Raw genomic sequence first — 18,796 nt, 5'->3', positions numbered from 1 at the left:
CTTGCCCGCAGTAGAGCTTACCGACCTGACCTTTAGCCCTGACTACAAACCAACAAAAAATTACAGCAGTTTCCAGCATTATAAAGTACAGATATTAATGATAAAACTCTTGTAGTGCGGGCATCTTGCCCGCAGTAGAGCTTACCGACCTGACCTTTAGCCCTGACTACAAACCAACAAAAAATTACAGCAGTTCCCAGCATTATAAAGTACAGATATTAATGATAAAACTCTTGTGGTGCGGGCATCTTGCCCGCAGTAGAGCTTACCGACCTGACCTTTAGCCCTGACTACAAACCAACAAAAAATTACAGCAGTTCCCAGCATTATAAAGTACAGATATTAATGATAAAACTCTTGTGGTGCGGGCATCTTGCCCGCATAAGGTGTACCTCACTCAATCTGAACTTGCTGTATCAAAAAACTAGAATTTTTGGTGAGATTTGCGTCAGTCCTATGATTCCTTCTCGACCTTGGGGACAATGTTAGGACGTTCTTTACTCTCCCAACCTGGGGGACGTTTGGAATTGTACCAGGCAATTGAACCAATGGTAACAGCAGCGATAAAACCGACTACATACACCAAAGTAAAAGCTAAGGGAAAGTGATTTCCCGTCGCTTCGGCTTGAACTTGGAGCAATAAATAACTCATGAGGATATTCGCTTAATGTAGGTTACACTTCTTCATAAAGTATAAACTAAGCGGATCACCTACATCTGTCCTAGGAAAAATCTTTCCTATTCAAAGACATACAGCAGTTATCCGTTTATGAAGTACAGATATTAATGATAAAACTCTTGTGGTGCGGGCAAGATGCCCGCACAAAGTGTACCTCACTCAAAGCTACTTGCTGTAATATTAATTTATAATCCTGGTGAAGAATTGGGTTTAAGTCTTTCTCTCCAGGAAGGTTGTGGTGGTGAAGATGCTCCAGAATTATTCTCTGTTGAAGAAGATAAATTTTCAGAGCGTGATTCCTCGCTGCGATATCGTCTTTCTCTACGAGAGGAGGCAGATGTGTTATTTTCTTCCTGAGAATAGCGTCGTCTGCGTCTACTTCTACTATCTGTTGTATCTTCCGACTGAGAATAGCGTCGTCTGCGTCTACTTCTACTATCTGTTGTATCTTCCGACTGAGAATAACGTCGTCTGCGTCTGGATGTACTATCTGTTGTATCTTCCGACTGAGAATAACGTCGTCTGCGTCTACTTCTACTATCTGTTGTATCTTCCGACTGAGAATAACGTCGTCTGCGTCTGGGGGTGTTTTCTGTTGTATCTTCCGACTGAGAATAACGTCGTCTGCGTCTGGGGGTGTTTTCTGTTGTATCTTCCGACTGGTAATAGCGTCGTCTGCGTCTACTTCTACTCGATGAATCAGAATTTTCAGTATTATCCCGATCTGATTTTTGATCATTATCATTAATCACTCTACGGATAACTTTTTTAGGTTTGATAGGTTCAGCTTTAATACTACCTTTGCGGTTTTCTAGTTTGGGCAAGCTGGGAAATTTTTCTACAGACATTCCCTCTACTGCTTTCTCCATAAATTCATGCCAAGCATAAGCAGCACTACCACTACTACCATAGGTTGGGGTATTATCATCATTTCCTAACCATACTCCAGTGACAACTTGGGGAATATAACCAATAAACCATAAATCACGGGCTTCATCAGAAGTTCCTGTTTTTCCGGCCACTTGTCTATCATTTAATTCAGCCGCAGCCCCAGTTCCGTCTGTAACAACATTTTTTAACATCCAAGTCATGATGGTACTACTATCAGCATCTAAAACTTGCTTAGGTTCATATTTAGCAGACCAAATGACATTCCCTTCGCGGTTGAGGATGCGACGAATCCCGTGGGCTTCTATATAATTTCCTTGGGTAGCAAATGTACCATAAGCATTAGTTAGTTCTAATAAGTTGACTTCATTAGAACCAAGAGCTAAAGAATAGGTAGGTTTTAGTTCTGATTTAATTCCCATCTCATGGGCCAATTTAATGGTTGGTTGAAAACCCGCATCTATTAATACTTTCACAGCAATTGTATTTACGGATTTGGTGAGAGCATCCCTCATATTTAACCAGCCGGAGAAGTTGTCATGGTAGTTTTTTGGCTCATAACCATCTATTGATAAAGGTTCATCTAAATAGCTATCGTAAGGGTTTTTACCTGTTGCGATCGCTGTAGCATAGACAAATCCTTTAAAAGTTGATCCTGGTTGTCTTTGTGCCTGAGTAACGCGATTAAATTGGTTTTTACCAAAGTCTTTTCCTCCCACCATGGCCTGAATTTCCCCATTTCGAGGATCTATGGCCACCAGAGCCGCTTCTTTAAAGTTTTGCCACCGTCCTTCATTTTTCAAGATTTTTGTGACTGCTGCTTCTGCGGCTTTTTGCCAAGTTGGGTTTAAACTAGTTTCTACCACTAAACCACCACTAGCCAAGATATCAGGAGAAAGGTGCTTTGGTAATTCCTTTTGAATATAAGTAGTAAAGTAGGGAGAATCTACCTGCCACCGTTTGGGTAAGTTGCTGTTAACTATTAATGGTTCTTGAATAGCGGCTTGTTTTTGTACTGGTGTAATTATGCCATCTTCTTCCATCCGCTGCAACACCAGATTTCGCCGTTCTGTGGCTGCTTTTAGGTTTTTGTCTGGTGCATAGACGTTAGGTGCGGGAGCTAAACCAGCCAAAGTGGCCATTTCTGATAAGGTAAGTTGATCTACGGACTTACTAAAGTATACCCAAGCTGCATCGCCCACACCATAAGCACCAGAGCCTAAATAGACAAGATTTAGATAACGTTCGAGAATCTGATCTTTTGTTAATTGCTGCTCTATTTTTTGGGCTAACCGGATTTCTTTCAGTTTACGCCAGAAGGTTTTTTCTTGTTTGAGGAAGAGAATGCGGGCTACCTGTTGGGTAATGGTACTACCACCTTCTACCACATCTTGCGATCGCAAATTATTAATCACCGCTCTCATAATCCCTTGGCTATCAACTCCATTGTGTTGATTAAATCTTCGGTCTTCTGAAGAAATAAAAGCCTTTTTGAGATGATCTGGTATTTGTTCTAGTTGCAACTGCTCTCTAGTTGCTTCACCTTGCTGTTGTAACACAGTACCATCAGCAGCTTTAATAGTCAGTGTTTGCTCTCGCACTACTGCTTTGAGTGCCGAATGATTTGGTAAGTTTTTATCTATTTCTAAGATTATGTAATGGAAAGCAATCATTCCACCACCTACACCTAAACCCGCCCAAAACCAAAAACGACGATAAAATGGTTTATCGCTACTCAAGATTCTAGATGATAGGGTTCTCACCTGGTTTAATAATTGCTTTGCCTTCACCTGCATTTTCAGTAGTAAGTTTTCATCTGCTGTAGTTAGCAGCAATAGTTCTTGTTTATTTTATCACAGTTAAGGCTATTGTTTAGTAACATAGGAAGTATTTTCTCTTCCTAGCCCCACAATTTTCACAAAAGTTAATACTCAGAATTTTTTTATACATTAACTTCATGTATATGCCAGTATTTATAGGCGTGATAACGTTAAATTTAGAAAGATGAAAATTCCTAAATTAGAGGATATTTGTACAGTATTAGACATCTGGTAAAAAAGAATGTAGAGCCGAAAATCCCTACATCAGGAACGTCTACATAAAGGTTCTTTTGTCAACTTTGCGACTTTTTTAAAATCCTCTGATTCGGGATATTGAAAATAATAATTTTAATTTTTTCTTTATAGTTACTCCTAACTATTGAAAATATGGATAAAATCAGACTTAGGATGGATGTATTGGTGGTAAAAGTAGTTTTTTTTACCTAGAAAATGCTAATTTTAATACTACAAATCAAAATCAAAAAATATATATTATTCATATCTAGCACAGTAGGAAACATCAAGGTAGAAAGAAGGTAAAGGTAAAAGGTAAATTTACTTCTTTTCACCCTCTAAATATTTCATCTTGATGTTTCTCTTTTTTTCAATTTCCCATTTCTAAATTAAACATAAATTAAATAAATTACTCTAAATAAATTATTCCCGCGCTCCAGCTTCTCTTAATATTTTGCTAATACCCCGATAATTATTAAATTCTGCAATCATTAAAGCTGTATAACCACCCTGGTTTTTTAAATTGACATCCGCCCCAAATTGTAGTAACATCTCCACAGCTTGACTATAACCTTCAGCTACAGCCCACATTAAAGCCGTTGTTCCCGAAGAGTTTTGTAAGTTTACATTTGCTGCTTTTGCTAGTAATAACTGAAATATTTCGGGATAATTTGCAGTTATGGCTTTAACTAAAGCAGTTTTACCATCATCTGCTAATTTATTTATATCTGCACCATAATCAAGTAATAATTTTACTGTTGGGAAATGTCCTTGAGACACTGCTAATGTCAGCGCAACTTCTCCAAAATTTTTCTTTTCCATATCTGCACCAGCAGCCAGCAAAACTGCTACTATATCACTATACCCCTGGAATGCTGCTATTAGTAAAGGTGTATCTCCCAAATGATTTCTAATTTGCACATCTGCCCCTCTTTGTAGTAAGATCTTGACTACATCAATATATTCTTCCACAACGGCTAAATGTAACGCTGTTTCCCCTTCTTGATCTTGGTGATTAATTTCTGCACCTGCATCTAATAAAGCAGTTATAATATCGGTATTTCCTGTTGCTGTAGCTGCTAATAATGCTGTTTGATGATCAACATTTTTGATATTAACATCAGCCCCAGATGATATCAATGCTTGTACTATTTCTAAGTAGCCTAAATCTGCGGACATCATTAATACTGTCTCACCTCCCCGATCTTGACTATTGACAATATTGTTATTTTGTGTTAATGCTTTGACCATGACCGGATGTTTGTGTTTGACTGCAAGCTTTAACGCGGTGTCATTATCTTTGTCAGTAATCTTTACATCAGCACCCGCACCTAATAAGATTTGTCCAATTTCAATATAACCCTTCAGTGCTGCTATCATTAATGCTGTACTACCATCTTCATTAATAGCATTAACATTTGCTCCTCTAGAGATTAATAGCTTGACAACATCTATCTGATTAGCACTAGCAGCCAGCATTAATGCTGTTAAGTGATAGGTTTTTCTAAAAAAGTTAATATTAGCACCAGCATCTAAGAGCGATCGCACAATTTCCGTATAACCTAAATTCGCAGCTAACATCAATACCGTATTTCCATGGTTATCGGTTGTATCCACATTAGCCCCATAAGCCAGCAGCGCGGACACATTTTTGATATCCCCACTTTTCACAGCCTTGAGCAATGTGGTATCTTTATTTCCTGTATTTTCTGTCATTGGTTATATCCTATTTGATCAGATGTATATGAATTATGTTTCACAGTCTAGACGTACAATCGCAGAGAGTAAGAGCTTATTAGCTAGAATGTTTCACTTTCATATCCTAATTCAGTAAGGCGGGAAAATTGCTGAGTCAAGAAAATAAATATCTGCTAAATATGCTAAGTTTTATGAAGATTTAATAAAGGGAAGTAAAAAATATGGCTCTTGAATTGACTCCAACAATAAAATTTTGGCTGAATTTTGCTCACCCAGCTACCATGTGGGTACTATTAGCGCTTTCCCTCTATGCTGCATATTTAGGGTTGCAAGTACAGCGTACCAGAAATGCTCAAGGTGAAGAAAAGAAAGAGCTAGTTAAAGGACGATATACTATCAAACACCACCAAATAGGTTCTATCATCTTAGCTTTGATGGTAGCAGGTTCTATTGGTGGTATGGCTGTTACTTACATTAATAATGGTAAATTATTTGTCGGACCTCATCTCCTAGCTGGATTAAGTATGACAGGTTTAATTGCTTTTTCTGCATCTCTGTCTCCTTTTATGCAAAAAGGAGCAAATTGGGCCAGGATGACGCATATATTGTTAAATTTCGCTATTTTAGGACTTTTTGCCTGGCAAGCTTTCTCTGGTATCGAAATCATCCAGAGAATTTTAACTAATGCTTAGATTATCATTAGTCATGGGTAATGGGTAATGGGTAATGGGTAATGGGTAATGGGTAATGGGTAATGGGTAATTGACTGATTTTCATTGCACCATGCACCATTTCCTATTCCACTGCGGTCAACTTCCCGATTCCTGTATCTGACTGAGATGGGAAATGGTATATTACTTGCATTTCCTTTATTTCCTTGGTGGAAACGGAATATTTAAAGATTTATAAAAGTCTTTTTTTACCTGGTGTGTGAGACGACGGGAAATTTGATGAACAATTTGATTTAGGATGCGATCGCCTGTAGACTGAATTAAAGCATGAGGTAATCGCTGAATAAATTTGGGAAAGTGTAACTCAACTACCAAATCTAATTCCCATTCCACCCGTGTAATTCCATCCACACCATCTATTAACCGTGTTAATGATTTATAATCTACCTCATAACCAGGAGCTTGATAATCAGGTAAAGGAATAGTCCGAATGTGGTATTTTCGATCTTGAAGGGTTGATAACTCCAAACCAATCTTAGGTTCTACATCATAACCAAAAGCACCGAATTTACCCACAACTAAAGCATAACTATTTTCACTCAAAGGGTTTACCTTCATAGGTTCCGCACAACGGCTAAACCATGAAGCATGATTGTTAAAATACGCCTCTACCTGCTCCATGCTTGCATATACTTCCATGCAATTTTGATAACTCCCATAGAATCTAGTTTGACTTATGTTCTCTTGTATTAATACATTATCATTAGCTGATAAGTTTCCATTCATACTTGAAATAGCCTCTTGTACTTCCAAAGATTGATATTTCCTGTTGTTTGTCACCATAAATTTGTTTTTTGTATATTTTGAAGTTTGTTTATTTTTCTATATTAATGATTTTCAATATGGCTAATGCTATCTTAGCCTACTGAAAGTTTCTCAAATATCATTAATTCAAAGGAGTTAAATTCTGAAAAGCTTTGAACTAAAAGGTGTAGAAAAACTCATTGCTCCCATAGCCTCACTTTTGGGATTTGTGTACCTGTTTCAATGGTATATTTATGGGGATATCCAATCATCCCCCGAACCTGTATTTACTAGAAAACAGCCTCCTCTAGTTATGCGGGGTGGAGATCCTTATATCCGGGCATTAATGCGAACTATTTCTGCCAGTGAAGCCAATAGTAACCGTCCCTACTCTATTCTATATGGTGGTGAACAAGTCCATGATCTGAGTCGTCACCCAGAAAAATGTGTGACTATCGTTACTGGACCAAATACAGGTAACTGTTCCACTGCTGCTGGCCGCTATCAAATTATTAACACAACTTGGCATCAAATTGCCCCCCGCTATCACCCAAAACCTCAACATAAGATATTTTGGACTAACTATAGTTTTGAAGCAGAGTATCAAGATACAGTAGTTTACCGTTGGTTAAATGACTCACGAGTTTGGGGTGTGAATATTCCGGCACTATTACGTCAGCAAAAAATAAATGACGTTTTCCGAAAACTTTCCCCGACTTGGACAAGTTTAGGATATGGTATAGAAACTAATTCTGTTAGTCGTTCTCTACCTAAGATATATCAGCAAGTCTTAAAAGAAGAATTACAGCGAAATTGAGTAAAGGAAAATTGACATACTCACCGACCTGAAGGTGCGATGATTCTTGACACTTCACTGGAACACGCCACAAGTGGTCTTATCGTCCCTCCATGTCCGTTTAAAGTCTCCCAATGCCCTATGGCGACTATAACCAAATTTTAACATAAAGCCGTCCTAAAAGCGATGCACTGAGCTTGCCGAAGTGGACGGGGCTTGTATCCCAGATTTTTGGTCAAGGTTTTTGTGCCTTTTTACTCAAAACATTAAATTAATCTATAAGAACTTTGCTTTTCGCTTTTACTGATATGGGTGTAAAAACTTTGGCATTAATTGGTTTTAGCAATTGTAACCTATTTAAATTCTGTAAACAGTCTAAAGCTGCTTCCCGAATTATTACCTCTTGTTCTTGACTGAGGAAAATTTGCAAGCATTTTATAACATCTTCTTGCAATGCTGTGTCAAGTCGCTGACGGGCAATAAACTTATTCAGCTTACCTACAGCAATTAACCGTTTTAAAGGATCTGTTTCTGTTAAATCGCTTAATAACTTATCAAGATAATCTTGCTGTTGACTTCCCTGAAAACTGAATATTTGCCACACCAACAAAATTAAAGTCAATAATGTACCTATACCCTGAATAATAGCACCAGCAGCCAACCAAGGACTAGGGGAATCAACCCAAATTGCTGAAGCCATGTAAGTGATCACAGTCGCAACACCACCACTAGCGATAGAATAAGCTAAACGAATGTTAGGACTACTAATTAACCTTCGTATTTCTAACCAGTGTAATTGCCAATTAAATTTCGGTATTAAGTAAGTAAATACCATCATACCAATACCAACAATCAGCGCTAACAATAATTGCCAATTCCATAACAACATAGCCACAATTATTGTTAATAAACCCAGGAAAAAACCCGGTTCAGAGAAATGTTTAAAAATGCGCCCTTCTCTGCTTCCTGTCTTGATTTCCGAAATTTGATTAATGAATTGTCTCCAAGAAGACGAAGCCTGTATCACAGTATTTACCCACTTGATTACAAAATTGTCGAAATTGTCAAATTCTCGCTTTTATACCTTGCTAAATCCGCCATTTTGCAAAGCCGTTTTTTACTAATTTTTTACTAATTATTACTAATTAATACTAATTATTGAGGATGAAATCGGGGAAATTTCACCTCTAACTATAATCTTTTTTATTTATCTTGTAACCGAATATCAATTACAGACGCATTGAAATTATAGTTAAAACCTTCTAATTCAAAAGTCATACCGATTTTCACCTTGTTATTACCTAAAACAGGTCCATCCTTAGTGACTGTAGCCTTATCTTGTAAAGTTAAGATAAAATCCGTGCTAAAATTATTCTTTCTAGGATCTGGTAATTCCTTCACAGAACCATCTGGTTGAGGAATGGTAAGCATTCTATCTAACTCTTTAATAGATTTAATCCCAATTTGACCATAGGGTTGATTGCGGATAATCACATTAGTTTTACCACCATTTGTGAATCCTTGTTTAAATAATTGTTCAGGGTCACGAACATTAAGGCCACGTACCACTAAATCTACCTCAATTGGTACTGTTTTCGCACCCACTTGAGCCACAGAACCGGAAGTACCAGGAAAAATAAAAATACCTACTACTACCAGCAAAATTACTAGTGCAGCGCCTAAGTCTAAGAGATTGATTTTACCAAACAAGCGACCTTTGGAATCTAAAATAGCCATAACCAGTTTTGGATAAGTTTTGGATAAGTTTTGGGTAAATTTCAGTTAAGTTTTCAGCTAAGTAATTGATTGTACTAAGAAGTTTTTTGCAAATGATCCACAATCTTGATCACTGAATCGAAATTGACAGCAGGTAAGGGTTATGGTCATGAAATAGTCTAACATGATAGTTTAACATGATTGTAGTAAGTTATTTCCACCTGATATTACAGCATCTTACATCTGTATCAGATCCAAAATTTTTCCACAAATCCATCCCAAATAAGGATTTTACCCCCAACCCCTGCTTAAAGTGGAAAATGCAACTTACTAATCTGAAAATCCGTCCTCTGATTTTAAGTTCTCGTACAAATCTCATTTGACTAGATTATGATTAACTACCAAGGGTTTCGGACAAACTACCGTTTATGGCAACGACGCTGTTTATATCCGTTAATTTCTGTAATTGTTTTTCTATCTGTCTGTTTGAGTACACCCTTACCAAGTAAAGCTATAGATTTATTACCGCTTTTATTTCAAGGGGTACAGATATTTAACTTATCTAATATATCCGATCGTCAGGAAGTTAATCTTGGTCAACAGATGAATCAGCAATTACAGCAAGAAGTCAAAATCTCTGATAACTCAGAATTAAATGACTATATTAACGAAGTAGGTAGACGGTTAGCGGCTAATAGCGATCGCCCAAATATCCCTTATACTTTTCAAGTAGTCGAAGACTCTGCTGTTAATGCTTTTGCGACTACTGGTGGTTTTATTTATGTGAATACAGGTTTATTAAAAGTCGCAGATAATGAAGCCGAGGTTGCTAGTGTATTAGCACATGAAATGGGTCACATTGAGGGTAAACATTTAATTAAACAAATCCGACAACAAGCGATTACCAGTGGTGTTGCTACCCTAGCGGGTTTAGATAAAAATAAAGCCGTAGGTATTGGTGTACAACTGGCACTAAATCTTCCCCGAAGTCGCAAAGACGAATTTGATGCCGATAAAAGAGGACTAGCAAACATTACCCGCACCGGTTATGCTCAATCAGCTATGGTTTCTTTTATGAAAAAGCTCCAGGGTAGTAGTTCAGTACCTGCATTTTTAAGTACCCATCCAGGTGCAAGCGATCGTGTTATTTCTCTTCAGCGTCAGATTAATAATCAACCAAGTAATCAAAATAACGGTTTGGATAATTTGGCCTATCAATCTAAAATTAGATCATTTTTGCACCCGTAAGAGCAATTATAATACTTCTGGCTTTGCTTAAAAACCCCCAACTTCTTTAAGAAGTCGGGGTTATCTGGGTGTGTGTTTTCTTTTTCACAGCACTCGTAATACACTAGGAATACTGTCTATAGACTCCATAGCTTGAATTTCTGCTAAAGCTTGTCTAAAGTCCCCTTCCCGGACATCATGGGTGACAACCACAATTTCCGCTAGTTCTCCCTGAAAACCAGTTTGGACAACTGACTCCAAACTTACCCCATAATTGCCAAAACAAGTCCCTAATTTCCCAATAACTCCCGCTTGGTCTTTACTCAAAAAGCGGGTATAAAACCGCGTCACTAACTCAGAAATTGGCGTAATTTGAGAGTAATGTTGATGTCTACAAGCTAGGAGAGGATTTGGTTTATTGGTATTAGTTTTGAGAGTAGCCACCAGACTTAATATATCTGATGATACAGCACTCGCGGTAGCACCAGCACCAGCACCAGGACCGAATAACATCACCTGGCCAATGGGTTCTCCTTCCACAAGAATGGCGTTATAAACACCATTAATACTAGCTAAAGGATGGTTTTGCGGTACTAAAGTAGGATGAACCCTAACTGAAAGTTGGGAATTATCTGTATCTAAGTGTTGGGCTATCCCTAATAACTTAATCACAAATCCTAACTTAGCAGCATAAGTAATATCTGTTTTTGTGACTTGGCGAATTCCTTCACAATGGACATCTTCTCGATTAATTCGCCCGTCAAACCCTAAAGATGCTAAAATGGCAATTTTATCTCCCGCATCCAAACCATCAACATCAGCAGTGGGGTCAGCTTCAGCATAACCCAATCTTTGAGCATCTGCCAAGACATCATCAAAATCACTACCTTCTGTTTGCATCCTGGTGAGGATGTAATTGGTTGTGCCATTGACAATACCCATAATAGCATTAATCCGGTTAACGCTTAAAGACTGTTTTAAAGGTTGAACCACTGGAATACCACCACCAACAGCCGCTTCTAGCATGACATAGACACCAGCTTGATTCGCAGCCGTAAATATTTCCGCACCAAATCGAGAAATTACAGCTTTATTAGCGGTGACAACGTGCTTACCATTGTTAATAGCTGCGAGAATTAATGTTCTGGCTGGTTCTAATCCTCCCATTAACTCTACAACTATATCCACCGCTGGATCATTAACAATGGCCTCTAAATCCGTCGTGATTACACCTGGAGATAATTCTACAACACGAGGTTTAGTTAGCGATCGCACCCCCACCCGATATATTTCAATTTCCTGTAACAGTGGGTGACGGCCTACCTTGTCTTGTAACAGTTGTACTGTACCCGTTCCTACTGTACCTAATCCGAGTATTCCTAATTTAACAACCACAGATTTTGCACCCACAATGAACTTATATAGAAATATAGAATAAAACAATTGTAGGCAGAGCATAAGCCCTACCTACTAATTATCTTCTTTTAATTGTCCAATGACCAATGACTAATAACCAATGACCAATGACCAATGACTAAATTAGTATGTTTCCACGTGCCAGCGGTGAGCTTTTTTCATGTCTTTTTGGTAATCACTCCAGCTTACACCTTCTTTGGCCGCCGCAGCGCTTAAAGCGGCATCAATGCCATCTTCCATACCGCGCAAACCACAGATATAAGTGTGGGTTTTGGGATTTTTAATCAATTGCCACAATTCATCAGCGTGTTCCGCTACACGGTCTTGGATGTACATTCTACCACCTTGGGGGTTATTTTGTTCCCGGCTGATAGCATAAGTAAGACGGAAGTTTTGAGGATATTTCTCCTGCATTGCTTCCAATTCTTCTTTATAAAGAATATTGGGAGATGTTGGTACACCAAACAGCAACCAGGAAAATCCTTTAAATTGATATTCTGGGTTAGCTTTTCTTTCTGCGTCCTTAAACATCCGCCACAAGTAAGTCCGCATAGGCGCAATACCTGTACCTGTTGCTAACATAATTATATTAGCTTCTGGATCTTCAGGCAACAACATTTCTTTACCAACAGGACCTGTGATTTTGACATCATCACCTGGTTTGATTTTAGTCAGATAGGTAGAACAAACACCATAAACTGTTTCACCAGTTTCGGGATGCTTGTACTCTAGCTGACGAACACACAAGGATATTGTTTTGTCATCTAGATTATCTCCGTGACGAGTCGAAGCAATCGAGTAAAGTCTTAGTTTTTCAGGCTTACCGTTTTTATCCAGACCAGGAGGGATAATCCCGATACTTTGACCTTCTAGATATCTTAAGTCACCAGTAGATATATCAAATTTGAGGTGCTGAACAATACCGATTCCGCCCTCTTTAACTAATGTTTCATTAGAGATACACTTACCAATAAACGGAGCGTTAGGACGATAAATGTTCACAGGAACGTCAGCATGGGCATCTTTTTTTGCTTTTGCTTGAGTCATGGTGTTGCTTTTTTTCTCCTTGGCCGATGATTTAGCAAAGCCTTTCGCCTCACTAGGATTAATCACAGGTGTGGCTTTACCATGTTCCTCGTTATTAGCATTCACCTCAGCTTTCACTTCTGTACTAACTTTAGTTTCGGCAGTTACCAATTCAGCTTTGTCATTGACTGTCTCTGAATCTGTACTAACTGCAACATCAGTTATACTAACCGCTACATCAGCCGTACTAACTGCAACATCATCTGTTACCAATTTAACTTGGCGATTGACTTGCTGTAAAGCTGTAACAGGTTGAATACTAACAATTTTACCACCTAAGCGAGTGATCCGTCGCATTTCTTGATTCATGCGGTTGTAAGGTACTCTGATGAATACACTGCCACTTTCACGAATTTGGTAGTTGGTTTGATCAGTTTCTTGACTCTGACGCAGACCTATCACTTCGTAAACGAAGACGCGGCTACCTGATTCTATATTGGCAGCACCCTCAACAGCACCTTGATTGTACATTCCTTCTACCACTCCGATATTTACTTAACCGTTTATCAAAAAATCATTCCCATCCTGATGCGAGCTTTAGTTTACCGGATTTTCGGATCACAAAACTGGCCATCTGGGAAAACGACATCATTATTAATTTTAATTAATTGTGATGCCGGCTCACACTCGCCCAAGACCAGTAGGCATGGCAAAAAACACACCTGTTCACCTTCTAAGTTAGAGGATAAGTCCGGGCGAGAATGTTAATAGTGAATCACTTTAATCTTTTTTTCTCGAACTATATAGTTTTAGGTTGATGAAAAAACATTTTACAGCATCTTGATACTGCAAAAACCCTGAACATGAGGACAAGCCCCTGCATTTGTTAAAATGTCCCTATGGCGTACATTATAACTTTGTCTGGATATTCCCCTAAAACCACTTATCCTATCCTACCATGACAGTGTTAACATACTTCATGATTATAAATTTCTAGAGATTTTTTCTAGAGATCTTTTGATTTCTGATTAAGTCTCGAAAAAATTGTATCATCTATGGCAGAATGTTAAGCAGACAACTGCTAAGGGAACTAGATTCTTTCTCAGGGTAAATCTTGTGAAAGTACACTCCCTTCTGTTAAAATCTAGTGCAACACTAAGATTAAATACTTACCAGCGATAAAACTAGGCTCATTCGGACGAGTAACTGCCATTAGCTTACACGTTATCCGTTGAAAGAAAGTCATCGTTATCCTGGATAGCCAGAACCTAAGGGTGTACCATAAGTGTAAGCCCCTGGATTCAAAATCTGTTGTGAGAAAAATTATTGATTGACATTTAGTATTTAGAGAGGATTTATGACAAGTAAGCCGGAACGTGTGGTACTAATTGGAGTAGCAGGAGACTCTGGGTGCGGTAAATCTACGTTTTTACGTCGCTTGATTGATTTATTTGGTGAAGAATTTATGACAGTTATCTGTTTAGATGACTATCATTGCCTAGATCGGAAACAGCGTAAACAAACAGGCATAACCGCCCTTGACCCAAGAGCAAACAATTTTGACTTGATGTATGAGCAAATTAAAGCTCTCAAAGAAGGTCAAACAATTAATAAACCGATTTATAATCACGAAACTGGCAATATCGACCCACCAGAAATAGTCAAGCCAAACCATATTATCGTAGTGGAAGGGCTGCATCCTTTATATGATGAAAGAGTTAGAGAACTCCTGGACTTCAGTGTTTACTTTGATATCAGTGATGAAGTCAAAATCGCCTGGAAAATTCAACGGGATATGGCCGAAAGAGGCCACCGCTATGAAGATGTTCTCGCACAAATCAATTCTCGGAAACCTGATTTTGAGAAATTTATCGAACCACAAAGAGAATTTGCAGACGTGGTTCTACAAGTATTACCCACCAACTTGATTAAAAACGATACAGAGCGTAAAGTTTTACGGGTACGGATGTTACAACGGGAAGGAAAAGAAGGCTTTGAACCAAGTTACCTATTTGACGAAGGTTCAACAATTCAGTGGACTCCTTGCGGACGCAAACTAACCTGTTCTTACCCAGGTATGCAACTGTACTATGGTTTTGATGTTTACTATGGTCGTTACGTCTCAGTTCTAGAAGTAGACGGTCAATTTGACAACCTCGATGAAGTAATTTACATCGAAACCCATTTAAGTAAAACTTCTACCAAGTATCAAGGTGAGATGACTCATTTATTACTGCAACACCGCGAATACCCCGGTTCTAACAATGGTACTGGTTTATTCCAAGTATTGACAGGCTTGAAAATGCGTGCTGCTTATGAACGCTTAACAGCTAAAGAAGCAAAACTAGCTGTTGAAGTCTAAAGAAGTTTAAAATAGTAGTATTTGCGTGATAAATAGGGAGGGACATTTTAAATTGTTTCCTCCTTGATCAAAATCTTACCCTGGGCGCCTCTGCGTGAGAAAAAATCATACTTTAATTTACCAAAGTCCAAAGTCCCAAATACCTAAGTCGGGACTAATTCACCAGGACGCAATTTAGACCATTTACCTATTTCGGGTTGGAAACTAAGACAACCAACAACATCCCATTCCATTTCAATTATCTCTCCCTGTGTGCGAATATTAACATTAATGGTGGGTTCGTGAGGATCAAAATCTGGTGTCTCCGTCAAGTGTAACTGTTGGTGCTGGGTTTCTACGGCGTTGTAGGTAACACAGCGGTCTACATAGTGGCAATTCACACAAATACACATATTAGAACCAACTCTCAAAACCTTTATAGTTAATATATATAGTTAATATAGCTCAGTCCAAAATAATCAGCATTAGTTATAAGGTTGATTTTGATGACAATATCCGAATTAGTTGCTTCTCGTCTATCTCCTGAAAATTGGCCTTTTAGTTGGGAATATTTGCCACAACCCGTTTATATGGTTGGTGGTGCGGTTCGTGATGGGATTTTGGGTAGAATGCGGGAATATATGGATTTGGATTTCATTATCCCATTAAATGCGGTACAGGTGGCAAAAAAGATTGCTCAACGTTATCAAGCTGGTTTTGTGTTACTTGACGCTGAAAGACAAATTGCGCGTGTCGTGTTTCCCGAAGCTACCGTTGATTTTGCTCAACAGGAGGGGGAAAGTCTCATTAATGATTTATATAGGCGAGATTTTACTATTAATGCGATCGCTTTTAATCCCCATACACAAGAAATTATTGATCCTCTTACAGGTTATAAAGACATAGAATCTGGTATTTTACGCATGATATCACCTGTCAATCTGCAAAATGATCCTTTGCGGTTAATGCGGGCTTATCGTCAAGCTGCTCAACTGGATTTTACTATTGAACCAGTTACTCAAGATACTATTCGCAGTTTAGCCACAAGTATTAACCAAGTAGCAGCAGAACGAGTAAGAGTAGAAATTGGTTACTTATTAGCCAGTGGTCAAAGCACATTTTGGTTAAATACGGCTTGGAAAGATGGTGTTTTAACTAATTTATTCAAAAATGCTACTGATAAAAGTTTTATTAAATTAAATGCGATTGATACAGCATTTGCTTTAATTAGTCAAAAATGGCAGAAACTAGGCCAAGAATTAACTAAATATGTCCGTAATACAGTCAAAACTTCTTGGTTAAGTATTGCTAAACTTGCTTGTCTTGTTCATTCCCACCCAGAAACCGCTGAAATAGAACTACAAAAACTTACCTACAGTCGCGCAGAAATTCGCGCAGTAACAACCGCATTAAGACTATTTCCAGAAATAAAAGCAGAAAATATGTCTTTGCGGAAACAGTATTTTCTCTTTCGGGAAATGGGAATTTTATTTCCGGCGGTGTTAGTATTAGCTTTGGCAAATGATATTATAGACAAAGGTACGTTTTCCGAAAGTATGTTTCTTACTTATGAACCTTTAATCAAACGTTATCTTAACCCGAATGACGCAGTTGCACATCCTATTCCTTTACTCACTGGTAAAGAAATTATGACAGAATTAAAAATTCCCGCTTCACCATTGGTAGGGGAATTATTAATGGAAATTGGTGTTGCTCAAGCTCAAGGGAAAATTTCTACAGTAGAAGCAGCTATAGAATTAGCCAAAAATTTAGTTTAATTTAGTTTAGTTCAGGTTTAAATTTGATTTGTTTAAGTTCGATGGGGTAAAAAATGGGTTTGATTTGGCAGGCTGATTTTTATCGTAGTCCGCTGAAAAATGCTGAAGGGCAGATACTATGGGAATTATTAGTTTGTGATCAAACTCGCAGTTTTGAGTATATAGCGAGTTGTCCCCAATCACAAGCTAATTCTACTTGGGTTACTCAACAATTACAATTAGCAGCTAAGGAAAATGTACCAGATATCATTCAAGTATTTCGTCCTCAGTCTTTAAGTTTAATAGAAACTGCGGGCAATAATTTAGGTATCAAGGTTGAAGCTACTCGGAGAACTTTGGCGTTAAAACAGTGGTTAGCATTCAAGCAATATCCTATAATTGTAGATAAACCACCTCCAGTACCATTACCAGAAAATCTCTGGGGGGAAAAATGGCGTTTTGCGACCATTCTAGCTGGTGATATTGTAGATGAGTTTATAGAACGGCCAATTCCTATTTTCCAAATACCAGAATTTATCAAACCGATAAATCTAGGTTTGGCTTCTACAGTTCCTATACCTGGTGTAATTATCTATGGTGGAAGACACTCCATGAGTTTAGCACGGTGGTTGCACAAAAGCAACCCTGTCTCATTAAACTACATGAATGGTACACCTGATGGTTTGATTTTAGAAGCTAGTTTAGTAGATAGATGGATTTTAGCGACTTTTGCAGATGAGGAGGCTAGTGCTGGGGGGAAGTTGTATGAAGAACGTAAACAGCTAAGTCAGGGCTTACATTTTTTGCTAGTGCAACCAGATGATTCGGGAATGACTTACACTGGTTTGTGGTTATTGCAGCAAGAGGAGTAAACAGTTAAAACTGTTTTCTCTGGGAAACTAGACCAACAAGAATGTAGTCAAAATAACCAGTTAATTTATTTAATTTATTTAGGCTAGAAACAGATGAGCGAAATTAGTCAGCGTAGGGTTATTATCGGTGATGTACATGGACACTATCAAGGTTTGATGTTATTGCTAAAGCAAATAGAACCCGCATCAGCAGATCAAATATATTTTTTAGGAGATTTAATTGATCGTGGTCCGCAAAGCGCGGAGGTAGTAGATTTTGTTAAAGAAAATAACTACCCTTGTTTACTAGGTAATCATGAGCAGATGTTATTAGAGATCATGACAGGTAAAAATACTCAGTCAACCAGTATGCAAGGATGGTTATATAATGGAGGACAGGCTACGGTTGCTAGTTATCGGTCTGGGAAAATTCCCCAAGGGGATTTAGATTGGTTTGAAAGTTTACCCACATATCTGGATTTGGGAGATTTTTGGTTAACTCATGCAGGTGTTAATCCTAACAAAACTGTAGCAGAACAAACACTTAACGAACTGTGTTGGATCAGAGGAGAGTTTCACAGTATGAATAAACCATATTTCCCAGATAAAATGATTATAGCCGGTCATACTATAACTTTTACCTTACCTGGTGTTGTTCCCGGTAATTTAGCCCAGGGACAGGGTTGGATAGATATTGATACTGGTGCTTATCATCCTCGTAGTGGTTGGTTAACTGGACTGGATATTACAAATAAATTAGTGTATCAGGCTAATGTATTTAGTCACGCAGTACGAACTCTACCATGGAAAGACGCAATTACAATGATTGAGCCAAAGGAATTAATAAGTAACCGTCGTCATAGGTAAAGGAC

16 protein-coding genes are annotated in these 18,796 nt (G+C 38.2%); 7 read left to right on the top strand and 9 right to left on the bottom strand.

Annotation, left to right across the window (positions count from 1 at the left end; genetic code table 11):
* Nucleotides 1-454: 454 nt before the first annotated feature.
* The 3 genes from psb35 to H6F39_RS12425 all read right to left on the bottom strand — a co-directional run bounded on the left by psb35 (nt 455) and on the right by H6F39_RS12425 (nt 5,337).
* Nucleotides 455-652, bottom strand: coding sequence for a photosystem II assembly protein Psb35 (psb35, locus tag H6F39_RS12435; protein WP_137908247.1), 198 nt, complete (start codon nt 650-652; stop codon nt 455-457).
* 212 nt (nt 653-864) lie between these two features.
* Nucleotides 865-3,363, bottom strand: a complete 2,499-nt coding sequence (locus H6F39_RS12430; RefSeq protein ID WP_190396794.1) for a transglycosylase domain-containing protein — start codon at nt 3,361-3,363, stop codon at nt 865-867.
* 681 nt (nt 3,364-4,044) lie between these two features.
* Entirely contained in the window at nt 4,045-5,337 is a 1,293-nt protein-coding gene (locus tag H6F39_RS12425; protein WP_190396792.1) for an ankyrin repeat domain-containing protein, read from the bottom strand.
* 203 nt (nt 5,338-5,540) lie between these two features.
* Between H6F39_RS12425 and H6F39_RS12420 the strand changes: the two genes are divergently transcribed.
* Nucleotides 5,541-6,011: a DUF4079 domain-containing protein gene (locus tag H6F39_RS12420; RefSeq protein WP_137908249.1), complete on the top strand. Its 471-nt coding sequence runs from the start codon at nt 5,541-5,543 to the stop codon at nt 6,009-6,011.
* 177 nt (nt 6,012-6,188) lie between these two features.
* On the opposite strand, the gene H6F39_RS12415 is transcribed toward H6F39_RS12420, so the two are convergent.
* Nucleotides 6,189-6,689, bottom strand: a complete 501-nt coding sequence (locus H6F39_RS12415; RefSeq protein WP_370539388.1) for a DUF1997 domain-containing protein — start codon at nt 6,687-6,689, stop codon at nt 6,189-6,191.
* A gap of 265 nt (nt 6,690-6,954) precedes the next feature.
* Here H6F39_RS12415 and H6F39_RS12410 point away from each other — a divergent pair, with 265 nt between their 5' ends.
* The gene (locus H6F39_RS12410; RefSeq protein WP_137908251.1) at nt 6,955-7,611 is read left to right on the top strand and encodes a glycoside hydrolase family protein; all 657 of its coding nucleotides are present in this window, start codon (nt 6,955-6,957) and stop codon (nt 7,609-7,611) included.
* Between the two features lie 250 nt (nt 7,612-7,861).
* On the opposite strand, the gene H6F39_RS12405 is transcribed toward H6F39_RS12410, so the two are convergent.
* Nucleotides 7,862-8,617, bottom strand: a complete 756-nt coding sequence (locus tag H6F39_RS12405; RefSeq protein ID WP_190372215.1) for an armadillo-type fold-containing protein — start codon at nt 8,615-8,617, stop codon at nt 7,862-7,864.
* A 176-nt stretch (nt 8,618-8,793) separates the two neighbouring features.
* The gene (locus tag H6F39_RS12400; RefSeq protein WP_028089687.1) at nt 8,794-9,327 is read right to left on the bottom strand and encodes a DUF4330 domain-containing protein; all 534 of its coding nucleotides are present in this window, start codon (nt 9,325-9,327) and stop codon (nt 8,794-8,796) included.
* Between the two features lie 369 nt (nt 9,328-9,696).
* Here H6F39_RS12400 and H6F39_RS12395 point away from each other — a divergent pair, with 369 nt between their 5' ends.
* Nucleotides 9,697-10,554 (top strand): M48 family metallopeptidase, encoded by an 858-nt coding sequence (locus tag H6F39_RS12395; RefSeq protein ID WP_137908253.1) that lies wholly within the window; start codon nt 9,697-9,699, stop codon nt 10,552-10,554.
* An 84-nt stretch (nt 10,555-10,638) separates the two neighbouring features.
* On the opposite strand, the gene H6F39_RS12390 is transcribed toward H6F39_RS12395, so the two are convergent.
* Both H6F39_RS12390 and petH read right to left on the bottom strand, forming a co-directional pair.
* Nucleotides 10,639-11,928: a homoserine dehydrogenase gene (locus H6F39_RS12390; protein WP_137908288.1), complete on the bottom strand. Its 1,290-nt coding sequence runs from the start codon at nt 11,926-11,928 to the stop codon at nt 10,639-10,641.
* Nucleotides 11,929-12,072: 144 nt separating this feature from the next.
* Nucleotides 12,073-13,506, bottom strand: coding sequence for a ferredoxin--NADP reductase (petH, locus tag H6F39_RS12385; protein WP_137908254.1), 1,434 nt, complete (start codon nt 13,504-13,506; stop codon nt 12,073-12,075).
* A gap of 826 nt (nt 13,507-14,332) precedes the next feature.
* On the opposite strand from petH, the gene H6F39_RS12380 reads away from it, so the two are divergent.
* Complete coding sequence (locus H6F39_RS12380) at nt 14,333-15,337, top strand: phosphoribulokinase (protein ID WP_137908255.1); 1,005 nt, start codon at nt 14,333-14,335, stop codon at nt 15,335-15,337.
* Between the two features lie 143 nt (nt 15,338-15,480).
* On the opposite strand, the gene H6F39_RS12375 is transcribed toward H6F39_RS12380, so the two are convergent.
* A complete protein-coding gene (locus H6F39_RS12375; RefSeq protein ID WP_028083119.1) occupies nt 15,481-15,729 on the bottom strand; it encodes a Ycf34 family protein in 249 nt (82 codons plus the stop codon).
* A 93-nt stretch (nt 15,730-15,822) separates the two neighbouring features.
* Here H6F39_RS12375 and H6F39_RS12370 point away from each other — a divergent pair, with 93 nt between their 5' ends.
* From H6F39_RS12370 to H6F39_RS12360, 3 genes are all read left to right on the top strand, one after another.
* The gene (locus tag H6F39_RS12370; protein WP_190396791.1) at nt 15,823-17,094 is read left to right on the top strand and encodes a CCA tRNA nucleotidyltransferase; all 1,272 of its coding nucleotides are present in this window, start codon (nt 15,823-15,825) and stop codon (nt 17,092-17,094) included.
* A gap of 53 nt (nt 17,095-17,147) precedes the next feature.
* Nucleotides 17,148-17,945: a Tab2/Atab2 family RNA-binding protein gene (locus H6F39_RS12365; RefSeq protein ID WP_137908257.1), complete on the top strand. Its 798-nt coding sequence runs from the start codon at nt 17,148-17,150 to the stop codon at nt 17,943-17,945.
* A gap of 93 nt (nt 17,946-18,038) precedes the next feature.
* Complete coding sequence (locus H6F39_RS12360) at nt 18,039-18,791, top strand: metallophosphoesterase family protein (RefSeq protein ID WP_137908258.1); 753 nt, start codon at nt 18,039-18,041, stop codon at nt 18,789-18,791.
* The last annotated feature ends 5 nt before the right edge of the window (nt 18,792-18,796 follow it).

This window comes from Dolichospermum sp. FACHB-1250, assembly GCF_014696335.1.
Taxonomy (GTDB): Bacteria; Cyanobacteriota; Cyanobacteriia; order Cyanobacteriales; family Nostocaceae; genus Dolichospermum; species Dolichospermum planctonicum.
This window is presented reverse-complemented; position numbering and strand designations above follow the sequence as displayed.

Bases quoted from the DNA above. Each gene is read 5' to 3' on its own strand.
- H6F39_RS12380 (WP_137908255.1), top strand. From the start codon at position 14,333: ATGACAAGTAAGCCGGAACGTGTGGTACTAATTGGAGTAGCAGGAGAC.
- psb35 (WP_137908247.1), bottom strand. From the start codon at position 652: ATGAGTTATTTATTGCTCCAAGTTCAAGCCGAAGCGACGGGAAATCAC.
- H6F39_RS12375 (WP_028083119.1), bottom strand. From the start codon at position 15,729: ATGTGTATTTGTGTGAATTGCCACTATGTAGACCGCTGTGTTACCTAC.
- H6F39_RS12370 (WP_190396791.1), top strand. From the start codon at position 15,823: ATGACAATATCCGAATTAGTTGCTTCTCGTCTATCTCCTGAAAATTGG.
- H6F39_RS12365 (WP_137908257.1), top strand. From the start codon at position 17,148: ATGGGTTTGATTTGGCAGGCTGATTTTTATCGTAGTCCGCTGAAAAAT.
- H6F39_RS12395 (WP_137908253.1), top strand. From the start codon at position 9,697: ATGATTAACTACCAAGGGTTTCGGACAAACTACCGTTTATGGCAACGA.
- H6F39_RS12420 (WP_137908249.1), top strand. From the start codon at position 5,541: ATGGCTCTTGAATTGACTCCAACAATAAAATTTTGGCTGAATTTTGCT.
- H6F39_RS12430 (WP_190396794.1), bottom strand. From the start codon at position 3,363: ATGCAGGTGAAGGCAAAGCAATTATTAAACCAGGTGAGAACCCTATCA.
- H6F39_RS12415 (WP_370539388.1), bottom strand. From the start codon at position 6,689: ATGGAAGTATATGCAAGCATGGAGCAGGTAGAGGCGTATTTTAACAAT.
- H6F39_RS12400 (WP_028089687.1), bottom strand. From the start codon at position 9,327: ATGGCTATTTTAGATTCCAAAGGTCGCTTGTTTGGTAAAATCAATCTC.
- petH (WP_137908254.1), bottom strand. From the start codon at position 13,506: ATGTACAATCAAGGTGCTGTTGAGGGTGCTGCCAATATAGAATCAGGT.
- H6F39_RS12425 (WP_190396792.1), bottom strand. From the start codon at position 5,337: ATGACAGAAAATACAGGAAATAAAGATACCACATTGCTCAAGGCTGTG.
- H6F39_RS12360 (WP_137908258.1), top strand. From the start codon at position 18,039: ATGAGCGAAATTAGTCAGCGTAGGGTTATTATCGGTGATGTACATGGA.